Origin of the sequence: Microbacterium sp. JZ37, from assembly GCF_035188445.1 — a bacterium.
Taxonomy (GTDB): Bacteria; Actinomycetota; Actinomycetes; order Actinomycetales; family Microbacteriaceae; genus Microbacterium; species Microbacterium barkeri.
Window position 1 is genome coordinate 2,789,850 of record NZ_CP045253.1, and the last position, 26,155, is coordinate 2,816,004.

30 protein-coding genes are annotated in these 26,155 nt (G+C 72.0%); 19 read left to right on the forward strand and 11 right to left on the reverse strand.

The features are described from left to right. Nucleotides 1-17: 17 nt before the first annotated feature. Nucleotides 18-545 carry a transferase gene (locus tag GC092_RS12930; RefSeq protein ID WP_271174743.1) on the reverse strand — a complete coding sequence of 176 codons (528 nt, stop codon included), beginning with the start codon at nt 543-545 and terminating at the stop codon, nt 18-20. Nucleotides 546-613: 68 nt separating this feature from the next. On the opposite strand from GC092_RS12930, the gene GC092_RS12935 reads away from it, so the two are divergent. Continuing rightward, complete coding sequence (locus GC092_RS12935) at nt 614-1,363, forward strand: LysR family substrate-binding domain-containing protein (RefSeq protein ID WP_324012399.1); 750 nt, start codon at nt 614-616, stop codon at nt 1,361-1,363. Between the two features lie 64 nt (nt 1,364-1,427). Here GC092_RS12935 and GC092_RS12940 read toward each other — a convergent pair whose 3' ends face one another. Together GC092_RS12940 and GC092_RS12945 are read right to left on the reverse strand one after the other, a co-directional pair. Continuing rightward, nucleotides 1,428-1,913: a glutaminase gene (locus GC092_RS12940; protein WP_324012400.1), complete on the reverse strand. Its 486-nt coding sequence runs from the start codon at nt 1,911-1,913 to the stop codon at nt 1,428-1,430. A gap of 18 nt (nt 1,914-1,931) precedes the next feature. Continuing rightward, nucleotides 1,932-2,645, reverse strand: coding sequence for a GTP pyrophosphokinase (locus tag GC092_RS12945; RefSeq protein WP_324012401.1), 714 nt, complete (start codon nt 2,643-2,645; stop codon nt 1,932-1,934). An 81-nt stretch (nt 2,646-2,726) separates the two neighbouring features. Between GC092_RS12945 and GC092_RS12950 the strand changes: the two genes are divergently transcribed. After that, a complete protein-coding gene (locus GC092_RS12950) occupies nt 2,727-3,035 on the forward strand; it encodes a DUF7882 family protein (RefSeq protein WP_271174738.1) in 309 nt (102 codons plus the stop codon). Nucleotides 3,036-3,039: 4 nt separating this feature from the next. Here GC092_RS12950 and GC092_RS12955 read toward each other — a convergent pair whose 3' ends face one another. Both GC092_RS12955 and GC092_RS12960 read right to left on the reverse strand, forming a co-directional pair. Further along, nucleotides 3,040-3,366, reverse strand: a complete 327-nt coding sequence (locus tag GC092_RS12955) for a DUF7882 family protein (protein WP_271174737.1) — start codon at nt 3,364-3,366, stop codon at nt 3,040-3,042. A 53-nt stretch (nt 3,367-3,419) separates the two neighbouring features. Beyond that, nucleotides 3,420-3,899 (reverse strand): SRPBCC family protein, encoded by a 480-nt coding sequence (locus GC092_RS12960; protein WP_324012402.1) that lies wholly within the window; start codon nt 3,897-3,899, stop codon nt 3,420-3,422. Between the two features lie 206 nt (nt 3,900-4,105). Between GC092_RS12960 and GC092_RS12965 the strand changes: the two genes are divergently transcribed. The 3 genes from GC092_RS12965 to GC092_RS12975 are packed head-to-tail and all read left to right on the forward strand — an operon-like array spanning nt 4,106 to nt 6,637. Further along, nucleotides 4,106-4,237 carry a hypothetical protein gene (locus GC092_RS12965; protein WP_324012404.1) on the forward strand — a complete coding sequence of 44 codons (132 nt, stop codon included), beginning with the start codon at nt 4,106-4,108 and terminating at the stop codon, nt 4,235-4,237. Nucleotides 4,238-4,247: 10 nt separating this feature from the next. Then, nucleotides 4,248-4,925, forward strand: a complete 678-nt coding sequence (locus GC092_RS12970; protein ID WP_324012406.1) for a DUF6766 family protein — start codon at nt 4,248-4,250, stop codon at nt 4,923-4,925. A gap of 47 nt (nt 4,926-4,972) precedes the next feature. Beyond that, a complete protein-coding gene (locus GC092_RS12975) occupies nt 4,973-6,637 on the forward strand; it encodes an ABC-F family ATP-binding cassette domain-containing protein (RefSeq protein ID WP_324012407.1) in 1,665 nt (554 codons plus the stop codon). Nucleotides 6,638-6,706: 69 nt separating this feature from the next. Here GC092_RS12975 and GC092_RS12980 read toward each other — a convergent pair whose 3' ends face one another. Then, entirely contained in the window at nt 6,707-7,189 is a 483-nt protein-coding gene (locus GC092_RS12980) for a YciE/YciF ferroxidase family protein (RefSeq protein ID WP_271174732.1), read from the reverse strand. 255 nt (nt 7,190-7,444) lie between these two features. Here GC092_RS12980 and GC092_RS12985 point away from each other — a divergent pair, with 255 nt between their 5' ends. Genes GC092_RS12985 through GC092_RS13000 form a run of 4 tightly spaced genes read left to right on the forward strand, consistent with a single transcriptional unit; the run spans nt 7,445 to nt 10,651 of the window. Then, complete coding sequence (locus GC092_RS12985; RefSeq protein WP_324012411.1) at nt 7,445-7,885, forward strand: hypothetical protein; 441 nt, start codon at nt 7,445-7,447, stop codon at nt 7,883-7,885. Then, nucleotides 7,882-8,841, forward strand: coding sequence for an ABC transporter substrate-binding protein (locus tag GC092_RS12990; protein WP_324012416.1), 960 nt, complete (start codon nt 7,882-7,884; stop codon nt 8,839-8,841). Before GC092_RS12985 ends, GC092_RS12990 begins: the two co-directional genes overlap by 4 nt. Then, entirely contained in the window at nt 8,838-9,731 is an 894-nt protein-coding gene (locus GC092_RS12995; protein ID WP_324012417.1) for a carbohydrate ABC transporter permease, read from the forward strand. Before GC092_RS12990 ends, GC092_RS12995 begins: the two co-directional genes overlap by 4 nt. Further along, on the forward strand, nt 9,728-10,651 hold the full coding sequence (locus GC092_RS13000) for a carbohydrate ABC transporter permease (protein WP_324012419.1): 924 nt from the start codon (nt 9,728-9,730) through the stop codon (nt 10,649-10,651). The genes GC092_RS12995 and GC092_RS13000 overlap by 4 nt, the downstream gene beginning before the upstream one ends. 58 nt (nt 10,652-10,709) lie before the next feature. On the opposite strand, the gene GC092_RS13005 is transcribed toward GC092_RS13000, so the two are convergent. Together GC092_RS13005 and GC092_RS13010 are read right to left on the reverse strand one after the other, a co-directional pair. Further along, the gene (locus GC092_RS13005) at nt 10,710-10,919 is read right to left on the reverse strand and encodes a hypothetical protein (RefSeq protein WP_271174728.1); all 210 of its coding nucleotides are present in this window, start codon (nt 10,917-10,919) and stop codon (nt 10,710-10,712) included. Nucleotides 10,920-11,002: 83 nt separating this feature from the next. Further along, complete coding sequence (locus GC092_RS13010) at nt 11,003-11,752, reverse strand: enoyl-CoA hydratase/isomerase family protein (RefSeq protein ID WP_324012421.1); 750 nt, start codon at nt 11,750-11,752, stop codon at nt 11,003-11,005. A 156-nt stretch (nt 11,753-11,908) separates the two neighbouring features. Here GC092_RS13010 and GC092_RS13015 point away from each other — a divergent pair, with 156 nt between their 5' ends. From GC092_RS13015 to GC092_RS13040, 6 genes are all read left to right on the forward strand, one after another. After that, the gene (locus tag GC092_RS13015) at nt 11,909-12,667 is read left to right on the forward strand and encodes an SDR family NAD(P)-dependent oxidoreductase (RefSeq protein ID WP_324012423.1); all 759 of its coding nucleotides are present in this window, start codon (nt 11,909-11,911) and stop codon (nt 12,665-12,667) included. A gap of 76 nt (nt 12,668-12,743) precedes the next feature. Next, the gene (locus GC092_RS13020) at nt 12,744-14,270 is read left to right on the forward strand and encodes an MmgE/PrpD family protein (RefSeq protein WP_324012424.1); all 1,527 of its coding nucleotides are present in this window, start codon (nt 12,744-12,746) and stop codon (nt 14,268-14,270) included. Further along, the gene (prpB, locus tag GC092_RS13025; protein ID WP_324012426.1) at nt 14,270-15,169 is read left to right on the forward strand and encodes a methylisocitrate lyase; all 900 of its coding nucleotides are present in this window, start codon (nt 14,270-14,272) and stop codon (nt 15,167-15,169) included. The genes GC092_RS13020 and prpB overlap by 1 nt, the downstream gene beginning before the upstream one ends. A gap of 13 nt (nt 15,170-15,182) precedes the next feature. Further along, nucleotides 15,183-16,361: a bifunctional 2-methylcitrate synthase/citrate synthase gene (locus GC092_RS13030; protein WP_324012428.1), complete on the forward strand. Its 1,179-nt coding sequence runs from the start codon at nt 15,183-15,185 to the stop codon at nt 16,359-16,361. A 31-nt stretch (nt 16,362-16,392) separates the two neighbouring features. Beyond that, nucleotides 16,393-17,574 carry a thiolase family protein gene (locus tag GC092_RS13035; protein WP_324012429.1) on the forward strand — a complete coding sequence of 394 codons (1,182 nt, stop codon included), beginning with the start codon at nt 16,393-16,395 and terminating at the stop codon, nt 17,572-17,574. A 414-nt stretch (nt 17,575-17,988) separates the two neighbouring features. Continuing rightward, entirely contained in the window at nt 17,989-18,141 is a 153-nt protein-coding gene (locus GC092_RS13040) for a hypothetical protein (protein WP_271173085.1), read from the forward strand. A 9-nt stretch (nt 18,142-18,150) separates the two neighbouring features. Here GC092_RS13040 and GC092_RS13045 read toward each other — a convergent pair whose 3' ends face one another. Further along, nucleotides 18,151-19,083 carry an aldose 1-epimerase family protein gene (locus tag GC092_RS13045; RefSeq protein ID WP_324012431.1) on the reverse strand — a complete coding sequence of 311 codons (933 nt, stop codon included), beginning with the start codon at nt 19,081-19,083 and terminating at the stop codon, nt 18,151-18,153. A 95-nt stretch (nt 19,084-19,178) separates the two neighbouring features. Continuing rightward, the gene (locus GC092_RS13050) at nt 19,179-20,366 is read right to left on the reverse strand and encodes an MFS transporter (RefSeq protein ID WP_271173087.1); all 1,188 of its coding nucleotides are present in this window, start codon (nt 20,364-20,366) and stop codon (nt 19,179-19,181) included. A 65-nt stretch (nt 20,367-20,431) separates the two neighbouring features. Here GC092_RS13050 and GC092_RS13055 point away from each other — a divergent pair, with 65 nt between their 5' ends. The 4 genes from GC092_RS13055 (at nt 20,432) to GC092_RS13070 (ending at nt 24,434) form a co-directional block, all read left to right on the forward strand. Then, nucleotides 20,432-21,004, forward strand: a complete 573-nt coding sequence (locus tag GC092_RS13055; protein ID WP_282978941.1) for a TetR/AcrR family transcriptional regulator — start codon at nt 20,432-20,434, stop codon at nt 21,002-21,004. A 26-nt stretch (nt 21,005-21,030) separates the two neighbouring features. Next, entirely contained in the window at nt 21,031-22,446 is a 1,416-nt protein-coding gene (locus GC092_RS13060) for an amino acid permease (protein WP_324012433.1), read from the forward strand. Between the two features lie 64 nt (nt 22,447-22,510). Beyond that, nucleotides 22,511-23,623: a baeRF11 domain-containing protein gene (locus GC092_RS13065; RefSeq protein ID WP_324012435.1), complete on the forward strand. Its 1,113-nt coding sequence runs from the start codon at nt 22,511-22,513 to the stop codon at nt 23,621-23,623. Between the two features lie 28 nt (nt 23,624-23,651). Then, complete coding sequence (locus tag GC092_RS13070; RefSeq protein ID WP_324012436.1) at nt 23,652-24,434, forward strand: DUF429 domain-containing protein; 783 nt, start codon at nt 23,652-23,654, stop codon at nt 24,432-24,434. On the opposite strand, the gene GC092_RS13075 is transcribed toward GC092_RS13070, so the two are convergent. Next, complete coding sequence (locus GC092_RS13075) at nt 24,335-25,906, reverse strand: HNH endonuclease signature motif containing protein (RefSeq protein WP_324012437.1); 1,572 nt, start codon at nt 25,904-25,906, stop codon at nt 24,335-24,337. The genes GC092_RS13070 and GC092_RS13075 overlap by 100 nt on opposite strands. Between the last annotated feature and the right edge of the window lie 249 nt (nt 25,907-26,155).

The window sequence follows — 26,155 nt, forward strand, 5'->3', positions numbered from 1 at the left end:
GCCGGGGCCGTGCGGCCTCATGCGGCGAGCAGGAAGCCCTTGCGGTCGGTGGCGACGGCTGCGCCGTCCCGGATGCTCTCGTCGTCGCCGATGCGGGAGCCGGGCGCGACCCGCGCGCCCTCTCCCACGGTCGTGCGCACGCCGATGTGGGCGTTCGCGCCGATCATGGCGCCGGGGCCGATGTGCGCCCCGACCTCGATCGTCGCCTTCGGCCCGATGAGCGCGTTGGCGTCGATCCACGCGCCGCGCGCGACGCGCGCGCCCGCGGAGATCCGCGCCCCCGGTTCGACATAAGCGCCCGCTTCCACACGCGCGTCCGGATGGACCTTCGCTCCTGTGGCGATCAGTCCACGTCCGTTCACGTGCTTGCGATAGCGCAGCAGTTCGCCGTGGTCATTCTCGATGTCGACGTAGTTCTTTCCCACGATGCCCTTCTGCGGCCCCGGGCGAGGCCGGACATCTGCGACAACGCCGGCGTCCCGGCAGGTATTCCCCTGAATGGACGCTTTCGCTGCTGCTCGATGCACCCGGCTCGACGGGGGCATTCTGGTGTTGATCGGCGGAATCGGATGGTCAGATCGCCTCGCGGGGTCGGCCCGCGTAGGCTTGCGGCATGGCGCACGGGAAGGGATCGGCACCTCGCCGCGGCGGCGCCGCCCGCGGCGGTGCGCGCGGCCGGTCCACAGGCCGACGCGCTCCCGGGCGCACGACCCCCGCGCCGAAGACGACCCCCGGCCCGAAGACGGCGCCCGCGCCGGAGCCGGAAGCGCCCCGCACCTTCCGTCTCGGCGCCGTGCCCGGCGCGACTCCCGGTCGCTGGGTGGACCGCTGGAGCAGCCGCAGGCCCGAGGTCGCCCTCGAGCTCGTGCCGCTCGAGGTCGCGGAGCAGCGCAGGGCGCTCGACGACGGGCGCGTCGACGCCGCGATCGCGCGACGCCCGATCGATGACGACGGCCTCCACGTCATCGCGCTGTACGACGAGGTGCCGGTCGTCGTGATGTCGAGCGAGTCCGACCTGACGGTCGTCGACGAGCTCGAGGCGTCCGACCTCGACGGCTCCGTGCTCATCGTGCCGGGCGACGATGTGCTCGGCCCGTTCGACCTCCCGGGCACCGTGCCGCCGCGCTTCGACACGATCGAGACGACCGCGGATGCGATCGCGACGGTCGCCACGGGCGTCGGCATCGCCATCGTGCCGATGTCCCTCGCCCGGCTGCACCACCGGCGCGACGTGACGTACCGGCCGCTCGTCGGCGGCCCGGTCTCGTCGGTCGTCTTCGCGTGGCGGCGCGACCGCGACTCCGCGGACATCCAGGACTTCGTCGGCATCATCCGAGGACGCACCGCGAACTCCTCCCGCTGACCTGGTCATCCGCCCACGCTAACGAGCGCTCCGACCCCGATTCCGGGGGTTGACAGACCCCGGGTCAGGTGCGAGGTGCCGTGAGCAGGTCGATCTGCTCATCGAGGTAGGGAGCCAGCGGGCGGAGGAAGCCCGCAGGCGACCAGCGCACGCTGAGCACGCCGTTCTGCCATGACAGCGGGCCATCCGCCCCGCCGTCGGCGACCGCGTCGACGTCGATCGCGGACCATCCGAGGTGGAGCGTCTCCCCCTCGGCGAACCCGCCGCGGAACGCCATCGCCCGCAGCTCCGCGCGCCGCCGCTGCGACTCGGCCGCGTAGCCGCGGCGCACCTCCTCGGCGGCGCGCAGGATCTCGCCCGTCGCGAGGAGCCCGTCGTCGGTCAGCAGGAGGACGCCGAGATGCCATCCCTCGCCGACCCGCACGATCCGCGGGCGCGCGCCGAGCGCTCCGCGCAGGCGCCCCGGCTCGCGCAGCTGCCCGAGGCCCTCGCGGGGGATGCCGCGAAGACGGTCGCGCGCATCGGCGAGCAGCGAGCGGAGGTCGTCCACCCGCCCCACGATAGCCCGCTACGCGGCGGTCGGCCCGTCGCCGCCCGAGCGCGGGAGGATCGACAGCGGCGCGATCGGGGCCGGGCGCTCGCCGTGCAGCTCGCGGTGCAGGCGCTCCATCCGGTCGTCGAGCTCTGCGGCCGTGACGGCCGCGTCGCGCAGGCTGTCGATGAGCCGCGCCGGCACCTGCTTGTCGTACTTGTAGTAGATCTTGTGCTCGAGGCTCGCCCAGAAGTCCATCGCGATCGTGCGGAACTGCACCTCGACGGGAACCGACACCATGCCCGTCGACAGGAACACCGGCACCTCGACGATCGCGTGGAGGCTCTTGTAGCCGTTCGCCTTCGGGTGGGCGATGTAGTCCTTGACCTCGCGCACGCTGATGTCGTCCTGGCTCACGAGCAGCTCGAAGAGTCGGTACGCGTCGGTCACGAAGCTGCAGGTGACGCGGACGCCCGCGATGTCGAGGATGCTCGCGCGGATGGCCTCGATCGTCGGATCGATGCCCTTGCGGTCGGCCTTCTCGGCGATGCTGTCCATCGACTTGAGGCGGCTCGAGACGTGCTCGATCGGGTTGTAGGCGTGCTGGTGCTCGAAGTCCTCGCGGAGGATGGAGAGCTTCGTCTCGATCTCGCGCATCCCGAAGCGGTACTCGTTGAGGAACCGCTGCATCTCATCGCGGAGCGAGCGAGCGTGCTCCAGCATGTCCTCGTCGACGGGGATCGAGCTCATGAGGCCCACGCTAGGGTCGTGCGCTATGGGATCCCTGTGAGATCCGCCTGGAGCACCCGGGCGCGGCGTTAGCCTGGGGCCATGGGCACTCTCTACTACGGCGCATCCGCGACGCCGATCTCCGTCGAAGACCGTGCTCTCGCTCACCTCAAGGTCGTGATCATCAGCAAGCTGCGCCGCGACGAGAGCTTCTCCGTCTCGTGGCGCCACCGCGAGGGCGAACCCGAGGGCCGCAGCACCATCTGGGTGCACCCTGCGATCCCGCTGCGCTTCGAGTTCGAGGAGCCCGTCGCCCCCGAGCTCGACCGCCAGTGGCTCGAGGACCTCGCCGTCTCGGCCAACGCGCTCGGCGGCATCCAGCTCGTCGAGGAGCCGCCGACGCACGGCTGACGGGTCAGAGCGGGTCGCCGCCGGGCGCCTCGGCCGGCTCCGCCGGCTCGGGCATGATCGTGAGCCCCGACGGCCCGCTCGCGGCCTTCATGAGCTCATCCAGCCACACGCGGTTGAGCCGCGGCGAGCGCCCGCCGGAGAACTGGAACTGCAGGGGCACCGCGGGGTGCAGCCAGAAGCTGCGACGCCCCGTGCCCTCGCCCAGGGACGCATCGAACATGAAGGGCTCGGAACGGCGGAGCTTGTTCATGACCACGATGCGCAGATGCGCAAGGGTACGGTCGTCCATTTCGACGGAGTCGCCGCCCAGTCCGTAGATGAATTTGCCCACGAAGCGACTCTAACCGGTACAGGCGTCGAAAATCACGGCTTCGTCACGCCGCGTCAGATCGCGTCGGCCGGGCCGGGCCTGTCCCGGTGCACCTCGCCGCGCCATCCGCCCGTCGCGGTGCCGCGCGACTCCATGAACTCCTTGAACCGCTCGAGGTCCCGCTGCGCCTGTGCGGAGTCGACGCCGATCGCCGCTCCGAACGACTCGAGCATCCCCTCCGGCTCCCACACCATGCGGAGCGTCACGCGCGTGCCGTTCTCGATGGGCGCGAAGTCGACCCGCCCGACGTGGAAGATCCCGTCGGTGCTCTGCCAGACGATGTGGTCGTCCGGCACCTGATCGACGATGTCGGCGTAGAAATCCTCGGTGAATCCGCCGATCGTCACCGACCAGCGCGAGCGCACCTCGTCGATCTGGCGGACGGATCTCACCGCGCCGAGGTACTCCGGGAAGGTCTCGATCTGGGTCCACTGGTTGTAGACCTCTTCGAGCGGCGCCTCCACGTCGATCTCTGCGCTCAGCGATGTGGCCATGGTGCCTCCTCCCGGCGGCTCCGTCCCCAGGTCGCCGCCCCCTCGCTCCTCACGCTACGCATCCGCTTCCTGTCCGGTACCCCGGTTGACGCCACACTCCTCACGTTGTACCGGCTGGGTGCGCGGCACCCACCCTGTCCTAGCCGGGCGCGTCGCGCGCCGTCAACCTCCTCCCGCGCGGCGGAGAAGCGCCATAGGGTGACGGCATGGCAGCACAGGTCAAGGGCGCATCCGATGACGACGAGACCGTCGGGATGCGCGTCGTGTTCTGGTCCTGGTTCTCGATCGTCGCGGTCGGACTCGCGATCATGATCGTCCTTCCGCTGACCGGGCGCTGAGGAGGGGTCCATGCCGCGCTTCATCCGCGACAACGCGCTGTCGCTCTTCTTCCTCGCGATCTTCGTCGCGACCCTCGTCGGGCAGGCGTTCGTGGGCCACGCGAACAACAACGAGGAGCTCGTCCGCCACGGCCAGCCCGAGATCCCGCTCGGCGAGTTCGTCACGTCGTCGGCGTTCCTCGTCGACGTCGCCGAGAACTGGCAGAGCGAGTTCCTGCAGTTCTTCCTCTTCATCCTCGCGACCGTGTGGCTCATCCAGCGCGGCTCGCCCGAGTCCAAGCGCCCCGATGACGAGGGCCCCGGCTCCGACGAGGAGCAGCTCGTGGGCGAGCACGCTCGAGCCGACTCCCCCGCCTGGGCGAAGCTGCGCGACTGGCGCCAGAGGCTCTACGGCAACTCGATGCTCATCGTCATGGGCGCGATCTTCGTGCTCTCCTGGTTCGCGCAGTCGCTCGGCGGGCTCGTGGTCGCGAACGACGAGGCCGCGCAGCACGGCGAGCCCGCGATGACCTGGCTCGCGTACGTCGCGGGGCCGGAGTTCTGGAACCGGACGCTGCAGAACTGGCAGTCCGAGTTCCTCGCGGTCGGCTGCATGGTCGCCTTCTCGATCTACCTCCGCCAGCGCGGGTCCGCCGAGTCGAAGCCCGTCGGGGCCCCGCACGCGGAGTCGTCGATCGAGTCGGAGTGACGCCCTCCTCGGAGGGCCGTGCGAGCGCGGTCTGAGAGGATGGCCGGATGACCGCGACCCTCGTGGCCGGCGGGATCGCCGGCGGATACGGCCATCGGACGCTCTTCTCGGGGGTGGACCTCACGGTGTCCCCCGGCGACGTGGTCGGGGTCGTCGGCGTGAACGGAGCGGGCAAGTCGACGCTGCTGCGCATCCTCGGCGGTGTGCTCGAGCCGCAGGCCGGCACGGTGTCGCTCTCTCCCGCCGACGCGTTCGTCGGCTACCTGCCGCAGGAGCACGAGCGCGTCGAGGGCGAGAGCGTCGCGGCGTACCTCGCGCGGCGCACGGGGTGCCAGGCGGCGAGCGCGGAGCTCGAGGCCGCGGCGGCGGCGCTCGCCGACCCGGCCGCCCATCCCGCGGGCGTCGACCCCGCAGACGCGTACGCATCGGCGCTCGATCGCTGGCTCGCGAGCGGAGCGGCCGACCTCGACGAGCGCATCCCCGCGGTCCTCGCCGATCTCGGTCTCGAGCTGGACGGCGAGGCGGCGGGCCGCACCCCGATGACCTCCCTCTCCGGCGGTCAGGCCGCACGGGTGGGTCTCGCGGCGCTCCTCCTCTCGCGCTTCGACCTCGTGCTGCTCGACGAGCCGACGAACGATCTCGATCTCGACGGCCTCGCGCGTCTCGAGGCGTTCGTGAAGGGGGTCCGCGGGGGCGTCGTGCTCGTGAGCCACGACCGCGAGTTCCTCTCGCGCTGCGTCACGCGCGTGCTCGAGCTCGACCTCGCGCAGTCGTCGAACCGCGTGTTCGGCGGCGGGTACGACGCGTACCTCGAGGAGCGCGAGGTCGCGCGCCGTCACGCCCGCGAGGCGTACGACGAGTTCGCGGAGAAGAAGGCCGACCTCGTCGCCCGCGCGCGCGTGCAGCGGGAGTGGTCGAGCCAGGGCGTTCGGAACGCGCTCCGGAAGGCACCCGACAGCGACAAGCTGCGTCGCAGGGCGTCGACGGAGTCGTCGGAGAAGCAGGCGCAGAAGGTGCGCCAGATGGAGAGCCGGATCGCGCGACTCGAGGAGGTCGAGGAGCCGCGCAAGGAATGGCAGCTGCAGTTCACGATCGGCGCCGCGCCGCGCTCGAGCACGGTCGTCTCGACGCTGACCGGGGCCGTGTTCCGGCGCGGCGACTTCGCCCTCGGTCCCGTGTCGCTGCAGGTCGACGCGGGCGACCGCATCGGCATCACCGGGCCGAACGGCGCGGGCAAGTCGACGCTCCTCGCCGCGCTGCTCGGGAGGATCGCTCCCGACGAGGGATCGGCGAGCCTCGGCGCGAGCGTGCGGATCGGCGAGATCGACCAGGCGCGCTCGCTCCTGGCCGGGGCGACGCCGCTCGCTCGGCGCTTCGAGGAGATCGTCCCCGTGCTCACCCCGGCCGAGGTGCGCACCCTGCTGGCCAAGTTCGGTCTGCGCGCCGACCACGTGTCCCGGCCCGTCGGAGATCTGTCGCCCGGAGAGCGCACCCGTGCGGGCCTCGCGGTGCTCCAGGCGGTCGGCGTGAACCTCCTCGTCCTCGACGAGCCGACGAACCACCTCGACCTGCCCGCGATCGAGCAGCTCGAGCAGGCGCTGGACGGCTACGAGGGCACCCTGCTCCTCGTCACGCACGATCGCCGGATGCTCGAGAACGTGCGCACCGAGCGGCGCTGGCACGTCGAGGCCGGCGTCGTCACCGAGCGGTGACCCCGCGGAGACGGCGACGGGCGCCGGAGGCTCTCACACAGCCGTCCGGCGCCCGCGCCCCTCACGCTCTCAGGACACGAGCTCCTTGAGGCGCGTCGCGAGCTCCTCGCTCGTGTGCACCTCCTGCTCCCGGTTCTCCTCGAGCAGCTTGAGCGCATCGGATGCCCCGAGCGCGGTCACGGGGATGATGAGCGACTGGTAGGCGGCCATCTCGTAGTGCTCGTTGCCGAGCGCGGCCGAGAGGGTCACCTGGTCGCGCAGCGGCTTCGCGGTCTTCGCGATGAGCGACTCGGCCTGCTTGCTGATGCCCTTCGTGCTGGGGGACGCGGCGGTCGACTCGGGCACCTCGAGCAGCTGGAAGACCTTCTTCAGGTTCTCGATCTGCTGCTTCGTCTCATCGGCGTGATGCCGGAACAGCTTCTTCACATCGGGCGACGCCGCCGCCTCCGCGAGCTCGCCGAGTGCCGCGAGCGAGTCGTCCTCCATCGTCAGCGCGGTGCGCAGCTGCAGCCGCAGCAGGTCCTCGGGGGTCTCGAGGTTGACCTGGCTCATGCGTCCTCCTTCTGTCGACGGCCGGCCTGTGCCGGCTGCCTTCGACGCTAGGGGCGGTCGTCTCTCCCGCCCAGCCGCTTGCCAGCGCACCGCGCGCCCTGCTAATGCGCGCGGTGCGCGGTCAACGCCATGGAAGCGCTTCTGTCAAGCCGGTTCCCCGCGCCCCGGCCCGCTCCTAGCCTCGGCACCGTCCGGGTGCCGCAGCACCCGAGGAGGAAGTGGCCCCGACCGGGCCGATCGCGAAGGAGCCGCATCATGCGCACACGAAGGCACTCCCATCCGCTTCTCGTCACGACCGCCGTGGGCGCGGCGGCGCTCGTGACGCTCGCGGGATGCGCCGTCGGCACGGGCGGCCAGAGCGGCGCCGACGACGCCGAGTACTCCTCCGACGCGACCCTCGACGGCGAGCTCTCGGTCATGGGCTTCTCGGGCGTCGACGAGGTCGCGACCTCGCGCATGGACTTCGCCGAGCAGCAGCTCGGGGACGGCGTCGAGGTGAAGCTCACGGAGGGCGAGCTCGACCTGCAGCAGTTCCTGTCGGCCGCCGCGACGGGGTCCCCGCCCGACCTCATCTACGCGAACCGCGACCAGATCGGCTCGCTCGCCGCACGCGGCGCCATCCTCCCCTCGGCAGCTGCTTCGAGGGCGAGGGCATCGACGCCGACGCGTTCGTCGGGCCCGCGCTCGAGCAGGTGACGCTGGGCGGCGAGGTCTACGGCGTGCCCGAGTTCAACACCGTGCAGATCACGATGGCGAACGCCGACCTCCTGGAGGAGGCGGGGCTGTCGGTCGACGACGTGAACGGCTCGGACTGGGAGGCCATGTCCGCCGCCAACGAGGCGCTCATGCAGCGCGACGGCTCGCTCTCGGTGATCGGCGTCGACAGCAAGCTGCCCGAGTTCTTCCCGCTGTGGGCGCGTGCCAACGGCGTCGAGCTGCTCAGCGAGGATGGCCGCGAGGCGAACCTCGACGATCCCGCGGCGATCGAGGCGCTCGAGTGGGCCGTCGGCATCTACGACGCGCAGGGCGGCTTCGGCGACGTCAAGGCGCTGCGCGACTCCGCCGACTTCTTCGGCGAGGGCAACCAGTTCGCGACGGGCGTCCTCGGCGCGATGCCGATGGAGCAGTGGTACGTCAACGTGCTCAACGACGTCTCCCCGGACGCGCCGATGGTCTTCGACACGGTCCGCGACCACGAGGGCGAGCCGATCGCCTACGCGTCCGGCTCGGCCTGGGCGATCCCCTCCGGCGCTGAGAACCCCGAGGCCGCGTGCCGCTGGGCGCGCGCCATGACGTCGGTCGACGCCTGGATCGCGGCTGCCGAGGCTCGCCTCGACCTCCGCGAGGAGGAGGGCAAGCCGTTCACGGGCATCCTCACCGGCAACGCCGAGGCCGACGAGCAGATCCGCGAGATGGTGACCTCGGGCGGGGAGCCGTGGGACAGCGCGGTCGAGGCCGTCTACGAGGCCAACGAGCACACCTTCACCCTGCCGGCGAACCCCGCCGACGCGGAGTTCGAGGCCGCGCTCAACGACGCGATCAACGACGTGCTGTCGGGCGACGCAGAGGCGGCCGATGCGCTCGCCCGCGCCCAGGAGACCGCCCAGGAGGCGCTCGACGAGGCCTGGGCCAAGGTCGAGGAGGGGTCGTGAGGGCGCGCGAGACGCGCGCGGCTCTGCTCTTCCTCAGTCCCTGGATCATCGGCTTCGCCGTCTTCACCGCCTGGCCCATCCTCTACAGCGCCTACCTGTCGCTGACGGACTACGACGTCATCAACGATCCGTCGTTCGTCGGGTTCGACAACTACGCCGAGCTGTTCTCGGACCCGAAGGTCTCCCTCGCGCTCGGCAACACGTTGTTCTTCACGGCCGTCCAGGTGCCGGCCTACGTGATCGTGTCGCTCGTGCTCGCCGTCCTGCTGCAGCGCGCGGGGCGGGCATCCGGCTTCTTCCGCACGGTCTTCTTCCTCCCGAAGATGACCCCGCCGGTCGCCGTGGGCATCCTGTTCCTCCTGCTCTTCAACGGGCAGAGCGGGCTGTTCAACTCCGCGCTCGGCGCCGTCGGCATCGACGGACCGTCGTGGACGACGGACGGCTCGTGGGTGAAGCCGGGCCTCGTCATCATGAGCCTGTGGACCGTCGGCTCGTCGGTGCTCATCCTGCTCGCGGCGCTGCGCGGCGTCCCCGAGGAGCTCTACGAGTCGGCGCGGCTCGACGGGGCGGGCGCGTGGCGCAGGCTCACGAGCGTGACCCTGCCGATGATCAGCCCCGCGCTGTTCTTCGTCGTCGTCGTGAACACGATCGCGGGGCTGCAGACCTTCGACGAGGCGTACACGGCGTTCTTCGGCGCGGGCAACACGACCTACGCCAACGATGCCGCGCTGTTCTACGTCATCTACCTGTTCCAGCAGGCGTTCGAGTTCCTCCACATGGGATACGCGTCGGCGCTCGCGTGGCTGCTGTTCCTCATCGTCATGGTGGTGACGGCCGTCCAGGTGATCGTCTCGCGCCGCCTCGTGTACTACGAGGGGGGTGCGCGATGACCGCCGGGCTCGAGGCGCCAGCGCCCGCGGTCGCGCGCGCCGAGGCGTCCCCGACGACCGCGGCCGAGCGGGGCCGGCGTCCCGTGCCGCTGCGCCGCCGCGTCGGGCGCTGGGTGACCTGGATCGCGCTCGTCGCGGCCGGGATCGTGTTCGCCTACCCCTTCGCGTGGCTCGTGAGCGCGTCGTTCAAGCCGCGCGGCGAGGTGTTCGACAACCGGCTCATCCCCCGGACCTTCACGTGGGACAACTACGTGCAGGTCTGGCAGGAGGCGCCGGTCGCGCTGTGGCTGCTCAACACCGCGGTCGTCACGGTGCTCGCCGCGACGGCGGTGACGCTCTCGAGCGCGATGGTCGCGTGGGGCTTCGCGTACTACCGCTTCCGCGGCCGCGGCGTGCTCTTCGCACTCGTCCTCGGCTCGATGATGCTCCCCGGGGCGGTGACGATGATCCCGACGTTCCTCATCTGGAACGCGCTCGGGCAGGTCGGCACGCTCACCCCGATGTGGGCGCACAACCTGTTCGGCAGCGCGTTCTACATCTTCCTCCTGCGCCAGTTCATGCTGTCGCTCCCGCGCGATCTCTTCGACGCCGCTCGCGTCGACGGGGCGAACGCGTGGCAGCTGTTCTGGCGCATCGCGATGCCGCTGTCGCGCCCCGCCATCGCGGTCACGCTGGTCTTCGAGGTGCAGGCGGTGTGGACCGACCTCATGCGCGCCCTCATCTACCTCCGCGACTCGGCGACCTTCACCATCCCGCGAGGTCTCAAGGCGCTCGTCGACGCCTTCGGCTTCGGCGGCGAGTGGCACTGGGAGATCCTCGTCACGGCGAGCGTCATCACGACGGTGCCGATGATCATCCTCTTCTTCCTCGCCCAGCGGCACATCGTGGAGGGCGTCGTCGCCGGCGGTGTGAAGGGGTGACGCGCGGAGGCGCCCGGCGGCCTCGGCCGCCGGGCGCCTCCTCAGGCGAGCGCTGCCGTCAGGCTGCGGCGCCCGCCTCGCTGCGGATGAACTGGACGTCCTCATCGCTGAGCTTCGTCCCGTCCTCGACCAGCACGCCCGATGCGTTCGAGACCTCCTGCCGGACGGTGCCGACCAGCGGCGCCGCCGGGTACTCCAGGAGGAACTCCTTCGCCTCGGCCGCGAGGTGCGACCACCACTCCCGGATGGGAGGCAGTTCGTCGGCCATGACAGCTCCTTCCGTCGGTGCTCGAACGGTAGATCCGCGGGGCCGCGGGCTTCCATCCGATTGACAGGGCTTCCCCGACGGTGCTAGCCGCGTCGGGCGAACGCCTCCAGGCGCGCGGCGGCGAACGGCGTCGCGGCCTCGCGCGCGATCGCCGCGCGCTCCGCGGCCAGCGCGTCGGCGTACGATCCGTCGAGATCGAGGAGCTCCTTCGTCGCGGACGGCGCGGTCGGACCCGCGCTCCGGATGGCCGAGAGCACGTCGGCGACGGATCCGTCGAGCTCCTCGGGGGACACGACCCGCGTGAGGAGCCCCCACTCGAGCGCCGTCGCGGCGTCGATCCGGCGACCGGTGAGGAGGAGGTCGCGCGCACGCCGCTCCCCGATGGCGCGTGACAGCAGAGCGGTCGCGCCGCAGTCGGGCACGAGGCCGATCGCGCCGTACGCCGGCGTGAACGTGGCCGTGTCGACGGCGACCGCGACGTCGGCGGCGAGCATGATGCCGATCCCGGCGCCCGCGACGATGCCGTTCACGCGCGCGACCACGGGCTGCCGCACCGCCCGCAGCGCCGTCATCGCGCGGTTGGCCGCCCCGACGAGGTCGAGCATGAAGGCGGAGCGGTCGTCGGACGCGGCCATCGCCTGCACGTCTCCGCCCGCGGTGAACGCGCGGCCCGTGCCGGTGACCACGACGATCTCGGCGTCGGAGGCGGCGGCGCGCTGCGCGGCGTCCGCGAGCGCCTCGGCGATCCCGATGTCGAGCACGTTCAGCCGCTCCGGCCGGTTCAGCGTGATCGTCGCGACGGCATCGGCGACCTCGAGCAGCACGGCGTCCATCGGCTTCCTCCCTCCCGCGTCCTCGGCGACGCGGCCCCGGCCATCCTGCCACGGACATCCGGCCCGCTCTTCCCGCCCGCGCGCTTCGCCGGTAGCGTCGAGCCAGACAGACGACGGCGCGGCACGCGCTCGGACGAGACAGAGCGGGGTGGGGCGATGGAGCTCGCTGGCGCATCGGCGGTGGTGACGGGAGGCGCGTCGGGGCTCGGTCTCGCGACCGCGCGGCGTCTCGCGCAGGCGGGGGCGCACGTCGTCGTCGTCGACCTTCCTGGCGCTCCCGGAGAGGCGGCGGCAGCGGAGATCGGCGGCACGTTCGCGCCGGCCGATGTCGTCGACGCCGCCCAGGTGGACGCCGCCCTCGACGCCGCCGAGACCCGCGGCCCCCTGCGCGCGCTCGTGCACTGCGCCGGGCGCATCACGCCCGTCCGGCTGGTCGAGCGCGACGGCTCGCCCGGATCGCTCGAGGCGTTCGAGCAGGTCGTGCGCGTGAACCTCGTGGGCACGTTCAACGTGCTCCGCCTCGCGGCCGCGCGGATGGCCCGCAACGAGCCGCAGGACGGCGAACGCGGCGTGTGCGTGCTCACCGCGTCGGTCGCGGCGTTCGAGGGGCAGATCGGCCAGATCCCCTACACGGCGTCGAAGGCGGGCGTCGCCGGCATGACCCTCGTCGCCGCGCGCGATCTCGCGTCGAAGCTCATCCGCGTCGCGACCATCGCCCCCGGCACGTTCGACACGCCCATGCTCGCGTCGCTGCCCGACGAGGTGCGCGCGTCGCTCGCCGCCGCTGTGCCGCACCCGGCGCGCCTCGGGCGCCCCGAGGAGTTCGCGGCGCTCGCTGCGCACATCGTCGAGAACGCCATGATCAACGGCGAGACGATCCGCCTCGACGGCGCGATCCGCATGCCCCCGCGGTGATCGCGGCCCCCGCGCCCGGTCGCCCCGCGCCGTGGCACCCTGGAGACATCCGCTTCACGACCACGGAGGCCTGCCGATGACCGTCATCCACCCCGTCCGCACGTACCGCAGCGAGGAGCCGCTCCCCCGCGAGCAGCAGCTGGCCTGGCGGATCGCCGAGGTCGCCGCGGACCCCGTGGAGGTCGAGGACGACGTCGTCGACATGGTGATCAACCGCGTGATCGACAACGCCGCGGTCGCTGCGGCATCGCTCACGCGCGGCCCCGTCGTCGCGGCCCGCGCCCAGGCGCTCGACCACCCGGTCTCGCGCGGCGGAGCGGGCGCGACCGTGTTCGGCTGCGCGCTCGACGAGCACACGAGCCCCGAGTGGGCGGCGTGGGCGAACGGCGTCGCGGTGCGCGAGCTCGACTACCACGACACGTTCCTCGCGGCCGAGTACTCGCACCCCGGCGACAACATCCCGCCGCTCGTCGCGGTCGCTCAGCATGTCGGCGCGGACGGCCACGCGCTCGTCCGCGGGATCGCGACCGGCTACGAGATCCAGATGGACCTCGTGCGCGCGATCAGCCTCCACAAGCACAAGATCGACCACGTCGCGCACCTCGGGCCGTCGGCCGCCGCGGGCATCGGGACGCTGCTCGGCCTCGCGCCCGAGGTCGTCTTCCAGGCCGTGTCGCAGGCGCTCCACACGACGACTGCCACGCGGCAGTCCCGCAAGGGCGAGATCTCGACGTGGAAGGCGCATGCGCCCGCCTTCGCCGGGAAGATGGCCGTCGAGGCGGTCGACCGCGCCATGCGCGGGCAGACCTCGCCCTCCCCCATCTACGAGGGCGAGGACGGCGTGATCGCATGGCTCCTCGACGGACCAGAGGGCCGCTACGAGGTGCCCCTGCCCGCGCCCGGGGAGCCGAAGCGCGCCATCCTCGACTCGTACACGAAGGAGCACTCGGCCGAATACCAGGCGCAGGCGTGGATCGACCTCGCGCGACGCCTCGGCTCCGCCCGCCCCGAGCTGCGCGATCCCGAGAACATCCGCTCGATCGTGCTGCACACGTCGCACCACACGCACGTCGTCATCGGCTCGGGCTCGGGCGACCCGCAGAAGTACGACCCGACGGCGTCGCGCGAGACGCTCGACCACTCGATCCCCTACATCTTCGCCGTCGCGCTGCAGGACGGCGGGTGGCACCACGTCGACTCGTATGCGCCCGAGCGGGCCGCGCGCGGCGACACCGTCGCGCTCTGGCGCAAGATCACCACGACCGAGGACCCGGAGTGGACCCGCCGCTACCACTCCGAGGATCCCGACGAGAAGGCGTTCGGCGGGCGGGTCGAGATCGTCCTCGCGGACGGCACGACCGTCGTCGACGAGATCGCGGTCGCCGACGCGCACCCGCTCGGAGCACGTCCGTTCGCGCGTGCGGACTACGTGCGCAAGTTCCGCACGCTCGCGGAGCCCGTGCTCGACGACATCGAGATCGAGCGGTTCCTCGACCTCGCGCAGCGCCTGCCCGAGCTCACCCCCGCCGAGGTCGCCCAGCTCACGATCGTCGCGCGCGCGGGCGTGCTCGAGGCCGTCGCCCTGCCGAAGGGACTCTTCTGATGCTGTACGCGCAGACGCCGGCGCACGAGAAGCGCCGCCTGCTCCGCGAGCGGCTCGCGTCGGGCGAGCTGCTCCGCTTCCCCGGCGCCTTCAACCCGCTCTCCGCGCGTCTCATCGAGCGCAAGGGGTTCGACGGCGTGTACATCTCGGGCGCCGTGCTGTCGGCCGATCTCGGGCTGCCCGACATCGGGCTCACGACGCTGACCGAGGTCGCGCAGCGCGCGGGTCAGATCGCGCGGATGACCGAGCTGCCCGCGATCGTCGACGCCGACACGGGCTTCGGCGAGCCGATGAACGTCGCGCGCACCGTCCAGACCCTCGAGGACGCGGGCGTCGCGGGCCTCCACATCGAGGACCAGGTGAACCCCAAGCGGTGCGGCCACCTCGACGGCAAGGAGGTCGTCGACCTCTCGACCGCGACCCAGCGCATCCGCGCCGCCGCCGATGCCCGCCGCGACGGGAACCTCCTCATCATGGCGCGCACCGACATCCGCGCGATCGCCGGCCTCGACGCCGCGATCGACCGCGCGAAGGCCCTCGTCGACGCGGGTGCGGACGCGATCTTCCCCGAGGCGATGAAGGACCTCCGCGAGTTCGAGGCGGTCGCGTCGGCCCTCGACGTGCCGGTGCTCGCGAACATGACCGAGTTCGGAAAGAGCGACCTGTTCACCGTCGACCAGCTGCGCGACGCGGGCGTGCGGATGGTCATCTGGCCCGTCTCGCTGCTGCGGATGGCCATGGGCGCGGCCGAGCGCGCCCTCGACACCCTGAACGCGGACGGCAGCCTCGACGCCCAGGTCGGCGCGATGCAGCACCGCGCCGACCTCTACGAGCTCATCGACTACTCCGGATACAGCCGGTTCGACGCCGGCGTCTACGACTTCACGATCGAGAAGTGACAGGAGCGCGAACATGACGGACATCAAGAAGGGGCTCGTGGGCGTCGTCGTCGACGAGACGGCCGTGTCGAAGGTCGACCCCGAGACGAACAGCCTGCTCTACCGCGGCTACCCCGTGCAGGAGCTCGCCGCGACGCAGCCGTTCGAGGCGGTCGCCCACCTGCTGTGGCACGGCGAGCTGCCGACCGACGACGAGCTCGCGACCCTGCGGGCCGAGGAGCGGCGCCATCGCGCGCTCGCGCCCGAGGTCAAGGCCGTCATCGACCTCGTCCCGACGGCCGCGCACCCCATGGACGAGGTCCGCACCGCGGTGAGCGCCCTCGGCGCCGCCGAGCTCGGCGGCCTCAGCGCCGTGGCCTCGGGCGGCACGGCCGAGCAGAACCTCGACCGCAGCCTGCGCCTCTTCGCGGCCCTCCCCGCGATCGTCGCGTACGGCCAGCGCCGCCGCCGCGGGCTCGAGGCCATCCCTCCGCGCGACGACCTCGACTACGCGGCGAACCTCCTGTGGATGACCTTCGGCGAGGAACCGCACCCCGTCGTCGTCGACGCGTTCAACCGCTCGATGATCCTGTACGCCGAGCACTCCTTCAACGCCTCGACGTTCACCGCGCGGGTCGTGACGTCGACGCTCAGCGACCTGTACTCCGCGGTCACGGCGGCCATCGGCGCGCTCAAGGGCCCGCTGCACGGCGGCGCGAACGAGGCCGTGCTCGACATCTTCGACGAGATCGGCGAGGCGTCGAACGTCGTGCCGTGGCTCGACGACGCGCTCGCGCAGAAGCGCAAGATCATGGGCTTCGGGCACCGCGTGTACAAGCGCGGCGACTCGCGCGTTCCGACCATGCGCGCCGCGCTCGAGTCGCTCGTCGCGCACTACGACCGGCCCGAGGTGCTCGAGCTCTACACGGCGCTCGAGACCGAGTTCGTGAACCGCAAGGGCATCTACCCCAACCTCGACTACCCGTCGGGCCCGGCGTACAGCCTCATCGGCTTCGACACGCTGACCTTCACGCCGCTCTTCGTCGCGGCGCGCGTGACGGGGTGGACCGCGCACATCATGGAGCAGGCCGCGTCGAACGCGCTCATCCGCCCGCTCTCGGCGTACACCGGCCCCGCCCAGCGCGGGGTGCCCGGCTACGAGCCCGACGAGATCGACCGCGAGATCGCCGAGCGCGCGGAGGAGTCGGCCTGACACCGGCCGACGCCAGGACGAGGAGGTCCGGATGTCCGAGAAGGTCGCGATCGTATCGGGAGCGCGCACGCCCGTGGGGTCGTTCGCGGGAGCGTTCCGCGACACCGACGCGCATCTGCTCGGCGCCGCCGCGGTCCGCGAGACGCTGCGCCGCGCCGCCGTCGACGGCGCGGAGGTCGGCGAGGTCGTGATGGGCTGCGTCGCGCAGTACGGAGCCGACGCCTACAACGCGCGCCGCGTCGCGCTCGCGGCCGGGCTCGCCCCGAGCGTGCCCGCCCTCACCGTGAACCGGCTGTGCGGCTCGGGCCTGCAGGCGATCTGGTCGGGCGCGCAGGAGCTCCTCTGGGGCGACGTCGACGTCGTCGTCGCGGGCGGCGACGAGAGCATGTCGCGCACGCCCTTCCTCGTCGACGACGCCCGCGGCAACGCGCGCTTCGGCGACCGCGCCCTGCGCGACGGGACCCTCGCGATCCTCACCGACCCGTTCAGCGGCCGCCACATGGGCACGACGGCCGAGACCGTCGCCGAGCGGTACGGCGTGTCCCGGGCCGAGCAGGACGCGTTCGCGCTCGAGAGCCAGCGGCGAGCCGCGAGCGACGCCGCGCGCACGGCCTTCGCGGAGGAGATCGTGCCCGTGACGACGGCCGGGCGCACGCCGGTCGAGGTGTCGCAGGACGAGCATCCGCGCCCCGACACGACCCTCGAGGCGCTCTCGCGCCTGCGGCCCGCCTTCCAGGAGGGCGGCACGGTCACGGCCGGCAACGCCTCCGGGATCAACGACGGCGCGGCCGCGACCGTGCTCCTGCGCGCATCGGATGTCCGCGCGCGCGGGCTCGACGCGCTCGCGACGATCGAAGCGGTCGCGACCGCGGGCATCGAGCCCGGCCTCATGGGGTACGCGCCCGTCATCGCGCTGGCCCGCCTGTTCGAGCGGACGGGGCTCGCGCCGCAGGACGTCGACGTCTTCGAGGTGAACGAGGCGTTCGCCGCGCAGGCCGTCGCGGTCATCCGCGACGCCGGCCTCGACCCCGCCCGGACGAACCCCTACGGCGGCGCGATCGCCCTGGGCCATCCCGTCGGCGCGACCGGAGCCATCCTCGCGGTGCGCGCGGCTCTCGATCTGCGCCGCCGCGACCTCGAGTTCGCGGTCGTCACGCTCTGCATCGGCGGCGGCCAGGCGATCGCCGCTCTGCTGCGCCGCTGGGACGGGTGAGCGGCAAGCGCTTTCCTACGCACGGTTCCGGCGCCGAGCGGCGCCTCATCTTGCGCAAACTCTAAAGAACGGCGTTTTCTTCGCGAAGTTTCTTCTCCCGCACCCCTTGCGGGGGGCGCATCCTGGACTCGACGCGGCACCGACCGCCCCCAGATCGCCGACAGAAGGAGAACACCATGAACGCTCCGGCCCTCGAGTACGACACCGACGCCTTCGACTTCGCCGCGGTTCCGGCGTGGTTCGACCGCCACCCGTCGCAGGCGGAGGGCGAGGACGACTGATCCTCCCCCGCACCTCCCGCGACGACGCGCGGCAGCGCCCCCTCCATCGACGGAGGGGGCGCTGCGCTGTCAAGGCCTTCCGAACGGGCGCGCCGCGCGGGAGACTGGCCTCATCCGAAGAGAGAGGTGCGACATGAGCACGTTCCCCGACCAGCCCTCACGTCCCTCGGACCCCGAGCACCGTCACCCCTCCCAGGCCGAGGGCGAGGACCCCGACGAGATCGAGTCGTCGAGCGATCCGATCGAGTTCGGGCATCCCTCGCAGGCCGAGGGCGAGGACGACTGAGCGCGGAGCTCAGATCGCGGCGATCGTCCAGGACGCGACCTCGACGGGCGCTCCCGGCTCGAGGAGGACGAGGTCCGTGCCCGAGTTGAAGGCGTCGGGCGGGCACGTCATCGGCTCGACCGCGAGACCGGCGCGGTGGCCCGCGCCGCGGCCGGGCAGGTCGGCGGTGTGGATCTGCACCCACGGGCAGCGCTCGTCCCAGGACATCCGCACGCCCGAGCCGTCGCCATCCGTCAGCGAGACGACGGCCAGCGCCCCCTGCCGCGCGAGGCCCGTGTAGGCGTGGTCGATCTCGACGGCGCCGATGCGGCGCGCGTCGCGGAAGTCGAAGCGCTCGGCATCGTCGGTCACGGGGGCGAGCCCCGTCGGCGACAGCCGGTCCTCCGTGACGTTCAGCACGGTGTCGGCCGGGAGGGAGAGCATCCAGTCGTCGACCGCGCCGGCGCCGCCGACGAGATACGGGTGCGGGCCCGTGCCGAACGGGGCGCGCGCAGCGCTCTCGTTGACCGCCGAGACGGTCTGCGTGAGACCGAAGTCGGGGTCGAGCGCGTAGGTCGTGGTGACCGTGACGCGCCACGGGTACGCCTCCTGCGGCTCGATCGTCGCGGCGAGCGTCACGTGGGCGCCGCTCTCCTCGACGATGCGGAAGCCGGCCCAGGAGAGGAGCCCGTGCAGCGCGTGGCCGCGCGACGGCTCCGTGAGGGCGAGCTGGTACTCGACGCCGTCGAAGCGGTAGCGCCCGTCGACCACGCGGTTCGGCCACGGCGCGAGCGTCGTGCCGCGATACGCCGGACGCACCTCGTCCGCGCGGAACGGCACGACGAGGTCGCGCCCCTCGAAGGTCAGCGCGCGGAGCGTGGCCCCCACGCTCGCGACGGCGGCCTCATATCCGCCCGCTCGCAGGATGTGCTGAGTGCCCGAGACATCGGCGTGCGTGGTCATTTCGCTCCCTCATCGGATGTGCGCGCTCACATTCGCGCGATCGCCAGTATCCCGCGTCCGAGGCGCGCGCGCGAACCCGACGTGCGGAGCCGCCCTCAGCGGCGCGCGAGCTCGCGCTCGGCCGGGGTGCGCGCGCCCGGTGCGAGGAAGATCGCGACCGCGACGAGCGCGAGCACCACGATGAGGGCCGCGCGCAGCCCGAAGTGCTCGCCGAGCAGGCCGAGCACGGGCGGTCCGACGAGGAACGCGACGTAGCCGATCGTCGCCGCGAACGAGACGCGCGCGGCCGTGTCCTCGCCCGAGTCGCCCGCGACCGAGAGCGCGAGCGGGAAGCCCAGCGACGTGCCGAGACCCCACAGCACGACCGCGGCCGCGGCGGCCGCCTGGCTGTCGACGAAGATGACGACCGCGAGCCCGATCGCCCCGAGCAGCGCGCTCGCGGCGAGCACCGTCGGGCGCCCGAAGCGGTCGACGAAGCGCCCGCCGGCGAAGCGGCCGACGGTCATCGAGACCGCGAAGATCGCATAGACACCCGACCCGAGCGCCGCATCGACGCCGTGCCCCTCGACCATGAGGATCGGCAGCCAGTCGCCCGCTGTCCCCTCCGCCATCGCGAGGGCGAGGATGATGCCGCTCACGAGGAGGAGGCCGGGGTCCCGCCAGACTGCGGCGCGCGGGGCGCGTCGACCGCGCTCGCGCGGCGTCGCGCGGCGGCCGATGCCGCTCGGGACGTTGCGGATGGCCGCGGCGAGCACCACCGCGATGAGCGCGGCGACGACGGCGAGATGCACGGCGACGGGGAACGCCGCGGCCGTGAGCAGCATGCCCGCGACTGCCCCGACGACCGTGCCGAGGCTGAAGAAGCCGTGCATGAGCGGCATGACGGAGCGGCCGATCGCCTGCTCGACCTCGGCGCCCTCGACGTTCAGCGCCACCTCGGCGCCGCCCATCCCGAGCCCGAACAGGCCGAGCCCGACCGCGACGAGCGGTGCGATCCCGAGGGCCGCCCCGAGCCCCACGACCGCCACGCCGGTCGCGCTCGAGAGCGTCCCGACGGCGATCACGGGGCGCGTCCCGAACCGGGCGACGAGCGCACCCGAGGACAGGATGCCGATCATCGATCCGACCGAGAGCCCGAAGAGGATGAATCCCATCTCGTCGATGCGCGCGCCGAGCAGCCGCTGCACGTCGGGCGTCCGCGTCACCCACGACGAGATGCCGATTCCGGGGAGGAGGAACATCACGAAGAGCGCGTTCCGGCGCTGACGGATGGCAGGGGTCACTTGTACGATGGTACACACTCAGGCGCGGGAGGGGCCGAGTCCACGGACATGAGAGATTGGTCGGCATGAGCGGCAGCCGCAGGCAGGTTCCGAACGACCCCGACCGCCGGTCGCGCATCCTCGAGGCCGCCCTCGACGTCATCGCCGAGGTCGGGGTGCACAAGACCACGCATCGGCGCATCGCGGCGCGCGCCGAGGTGCCGCTCGGGTCGCTCACGTACTACTTCTCGAGCCTCGAGGACATCCTCGAGCAGGCGTTCGAGAGCCTGTCCGTCGAGATGTCGGCGCGCTACCGGCGCAGCCTCGAGGAGGCAGCCGGCCCTGCCGAGGCGGAGGCCGCCGTCGTCGACCTCATCTGCGGCGCGGAGTACGCGGTGCCGCGCGAGATGGTCCTGCTCTTCGAGATGTACGCGTACGGCAATCACAACGCCGCCGTCGCCGAGCTCGCGCGCACGTGGCTCCTGCGCAGCCGCGACAGCCTCACCCTCCACTTCTCGCCCGACGTCGCGCGCGCCCTCGACGCGCTCGTCGAGGGCTGGCCCATGCACCGCACGTTCGAGCACCGCCCGCTCGACCGCTCCCTCGTGGCCGCCACCGTGCACGCGGTCGTCGTCGGACTCCAGGCGCGCGAGGGCTGAGCGCCCGCATCCGCGAGGATGGAGGGATGAGCACCCGAAGGATCCCCGCGGCCTCCCGCGCCGTCGGCAGCGGCGACGGCGGCCTGAAGCGCGAGCTGCGCAGCCGCCACATCCAGATGATCGCGCTGGGCGGCGCGATCGGGACGGGGCTCTTCTACGGGTCATCCGACGCGATCGGCGTCGCGGGGCCATCCGTCCTCCTGGCGTACCTCGTCGTGGGCGCGGTGATCTTCCTCATCATCCGCGCGCTCGGGGAGATGTCGGTCGACGAGCCCGTCTCGGGAGCCTTCAGCCACTACGCGCACCGCAACTGGAGCCCGCGCGCGGGCTTCGTGTCGGGCTGGAACTACTGGTTCAACTACATCGCGGTCGCGATGGTCGAGCTCTCCGTCGTCGGATCGTTCGTCAACTACTGGCTCCCTGCCGTTCCGACGTGGGTCTCGGCGGCGATCGTGCTCGTGCTCATCACGGGCGTGAACCTCATCGGCGTGCGCGCGTTCGGCGAGTTCGAGTTCTGGTTCGCGATCATCAAGGTCGCGGCCGTGATCGCGATGATCGTCCTCGGCGTCGTCGTCGTGGTGCTCGGGATCAACAGCAGCGCCGATCTGCCGACGCCGAGCTTCGCGCATCTCGTCGATGACGGAGGCTTCTTCCCCCTCGGCGTGGGCGGCACCATCGCCTCGCTCGCGATCGTCGCGTTCTCGTTTGGCGGCACCGAGCTCGTCGCCGTGACCGCGGGCGAGGCGGCAGACCCGGAGCGCACGATCCCGAAGGCCGTGAACCAGGTCGTCCTGCGGATCCTCATCTTCTACATCGGCGCGCTCGCGGTGATCATGTCGGTCGTGCCGTGGTCGCTCCTCGACGGCGAGACGAGCCCGTTCGTGCAGATCTTCGACCGCGTGGGCATTCCGGGCGCCGCGCACATCCTCAACCTCGTCGTGCTCACGGCGGTCGTGTCGGTCTACAACTCGGGTCTCTACTCGAACGGGCGCATGCTCTACTCGCTCGCGCAGCGGGGCAGCGCGCCCGCGTATCTCGGCCGGCTCTCCCGCCGCGGCGCGCCCGTCGCCGGAGTGCTCACGTCGTCGGCCGTCACCGTGATCGCGGTCGTCGTCGTGTTCCTGTGGCCCGAGTTCGCGTTCCAGTACCTGCTGTCGATCGCGCTCATCGCCGCGATCATCAACTGGGGCATGATCGTCATCACGCAGATGAGGTTCCGCCGGCGGATCGGTCCGGATGCCGCGGCCGCGCTGGCCTTCCCGCTTCCGTTCGCGCGGGTCGCGCCGTGGATCGTCCTGGCCTTCCTCGCAGGCGTCGTCGTGCTCATGGCGTTCTCGCCGCAGTACCGCACGGCGGTCGTCATCGGGCCGGTCTGGATCGGCGTCCTGCTCGCGGCGTACGAGATCCGCGTGCGCCGGGCGAAGCGGGCCGACGCCGCCTAACCCGCCCCGGGCGGATCCGCAACCCCCTCCCGTCCTCCCCGGGGGCTCTGCCTATCGTCGCCCCATGCTCACCGTGGACATCCCCGACGACGACCGACTGCTCGACCTCCTCGCGCATCGTCACCCCGCGAGCGCGACCATCGCCCTGGAGTCGTCCCCGGTTCCGGCGGATCATGAGCGCGTGCGGATCGCGCTGCGCGATGCGATCGACCAGGTCGCCGATCGTCTCGCGCAGCGCGGGATCCCGGCCGAGGAGCAGCGCGCCGTGATCCGCCGACTCCGGGAGACGCTCGACGACGACGGGTTCTGGGAGCACCAGTCCCGCTCCCTCCTCCTGCTCGCCTCACCTGAGCGGCGCGAGGCGTTCCGGCTGCCGTTCCCCGTGCAGGATCAGGTCCGTGTGGGCTCGCGCTTCGCGATCCGCGCGCTCCTGCGCACGCGCGACCACCATCCGTGCGCCTTCGTGCTGCAGCTGTCGAAGCACCGCGCGCGCCTGACCGAGCTGCAGGCCGACGGATCGCTCGTCGAGCACCCGCTCGACCTCCCCGACGACCTCGACCTCGTGTTCGCGCGCGCCGACAACGACGGACAGCTCGACCGCGACCGCGCTCGCGGGGCCGACGGAGATCAGAACGAGCGCGAGCGCTTCTGTCGCGCCGTGCAGGACGAGGTGGTCCGCATCGTCCCGCGCGGCGTCCCGCTCATCCTCTCGATCTCCGACGATCTGGCAACCGCGTACCGCGCGCAGAACACGCACGATGCGCTGCTCGAGACCGCGATCCCCGCGCATCCCGATTCGCTCGACGATCGTCGGCTCGGCGACGAGGCTCGCGCCATTCTCGAGGATCGCCGCCGGGCCGCGACCGAGCAGTGGAAGGAGCGCTTCGGCGAGCTGCGCTCGCAGGGCCTCGCGACGTCGCGCCTCGAGGAGGTCGCGGCCGCCGCGGCCGCTGCCGCGATCGCCGAGCTGCGATTCGACCACGCGGCCGATCTGCCCGGGACGCTCGACGAGTTCGGCCGCGTCGTGGAGGACGGCGAGGATGCGGCCCTCATCGAGGACGTCATCGCGCGCGTCCTCGAGTCGGGCGGCGAGGTCCGGGCTGTCCGGCGCGAGGATCTCACCGACGGCGCCCCGCTCGCCGCCGTCCTGCGGTTCACCGTGCCGACGCCGCGATAGGGGGCTCTGGCGCCCATAGGGTGGGGGCGTGCTCACGATCGGCGTCGACCTCGCAGCGGAGGCCCAGCGGACGGCCGCGGCCGGGATCGAGTGGACGGATGGCTCCGCTCGGCTCACGAGCCTCGCCGTCGGAATCGACGACGTGCAGATCGTCGCGCTCGCACAGGGGGCGGACGTCGTGGCGATCGACTGCGCATTCGGCTGGCCGGCCGAGTTCGTCGCCTTCGTCTCCGCGCACGAGCGCGGTGAGATGTCGCCGCGATCGCTCTCCGGGAGTGACTGGCGCCGTCGGCTCGCCTATCGTCACACCGATCGGGCGGTGCGGGAGGTGACCGGGCGGTGGCCGCTGAGCGTCTCGACGGACCGACTCGGGATGACCGCCATGCACTGCGCGGAGCTGCTCGCCGCCTTCGAGGCGGCAGGCGAGCGCATCGACCGCTCGGGCGCGGGAAGGCTGGTCGAGGTCTACCCCGCCGCGGCCCTGCGACTCTGGGGTGTGCAGACAGCTGGCTACAAGACCCAGCCGGACGCGCGGATGCGGGCCGCGGAGTCGCTCCTCGGCCTCGCCCCGTGGCTCGACGTCGACGATGGTCAGCGCGATCTGCTCGGCCGTTCCGACGATGCACTCGACGCGCTCGCGGCGGCGCTCAACGCGCGCGCCCACGCACTCGGGCACACCCTCCCCGTACCCGACGAGCTGCGCCCCGCGGCTCAGACCGAGGGATGGATCGCACTCCCGACCGCGCCGCTCGACTCGCTGACGAGCAGGTCGAGCTCGTCCGCCTCGATCTCGGCAACCCATTCGTCATAGAGCAGCTGCTGCCAGGCCTCATCGAACGGAGGCGCGTCCGGCAGCACATCGGGGATCGGCACGTCGACCTCGAGGTCAGCATCGATCTCGACCTCGTCCTCGAGAGACGGCCACTCCCCCGGCGGCGCGGCGCCGGATCTCGCCCTCGGCTCCGGAAGGGACTCGAACCGGACCTGGGGTCTCGGGCGATCGACCGAGGTCCGCCCGATCGGGCTGACCCACTCGAGCACCCCGGGGCTGACCTGGCGGACGGTCCACGGCGAGTGGTGCTTGTCGAGGTGACAGCCCTCGCACAGGCACTCCAGATTGCCCACGCACGTCTCCCCACCGCGCAGATACGGGATCGTATGGTCGAGATCCGCCGTCGCCGCTCGGTTCTCGCACCCCGGGCCACGGCACGATTCGTCCCGCGCGAGGAGGAACCGGCGCTGCGCAGCGGTGGGGGCGTATCGGTCCACCGTGAGGAGGGCTCCGGTGTCAGGACGCAGGAACACCCGGTCCCACCCCGCCGCGTGTCCGGCCAGGCGCCGCGCCGTCTCCGGGTCGACCGGACCGTGCCCGGCGACGAAGGCGGCCTCGTCGTCGAGCCCCACCAGCGTCTCGACGGGGATGACGATCTGCACGTTCGCCTGGATAACGTCGAGCGCGCCGCCCTCGCGGAGCGCGTGCGCGGACGGCCGGCCCGTCAGCGCCAGGTCCGTCCACAGGTCCGCCTCGATCTGCGACTGCGTGCGCGGGTCGACCTCCGCTGCCGCCTCCGGCCCGCCTTCCGCTTCCGCCGCCTTCCGCGCGCGGCGGTTGTCGGCGACGATCGCTCGGGCCATGCTCCGGATGCGGTCCCGCGCCGCGTGGACCTCGACTGTGGAGGTGATCAGCTCGACTCTGCTCACGCCGTCTTCGAGGTCATCCACGCGGACCCGTCGACGCGCGCGTGCGGCGGCATGCCGGTCGGCGATCGGCGTCGGGCACAGTCGCTCAGCGAGCTCGATCGCGAAGGCCCGCAACTGGCCGGGCGAGGCGGTCTCGGCGAACCCGATCGCCGCCTCCTCGTACTCCTGGTCGAGCTCTTCGGGAAGCCGCTCCCCCGCCCGCCGGATCACGTCGACGTGCCGCACGGTGATCCGGCCTTCAGCCAGCGCCTGAACCGTCGCGGGGTACCGCTCGACCAGCACCTCCGCGTCTGCGAGCTTCGTCATCATCCGCGACTTCGCCTCGTGCAGCACGCCCGCGGTCTCGCTCGCCATCGAGCGGAACGGGAAGTCGTACGACGAGGGTCCGCCCGCGCGCTCCCGCTGCACCCGAGCGATCCGTGCGGCCTCGGCAAGCGCCTCGATCTCCATCGCATCGGCCTGCGCGCGCAGTCGCCGCGAGGTCTCCAGGCGCCCGCACAGCGCGCGGGTCGACGCGATCTCGTCGTCCGTGAACTCCCACGGAACGCTCGAGAACCCGCTCGGCGACGTCGTCTTCGACATGCCTCCAGAGTACCGACCGCCTCGGACATTCCACCGAAAGATCTCGATCTGTGGATAACTCGCGTGCGGACATCCGTTCGCATCGGTTCGCGATTCCGAGACGGCCCCTTGCGCACCGACACGGCCCGCCGGTAGGGTCGCAAGGCTGTGCCGACCGGCACACGCAGCGAGTCGAGAGGACGACGCGATGAGCCCGCAGCGGGAGCTTCGCCAGGCGGTCCTGGGCAGCAAGCCCCAGAACCGCTCTTC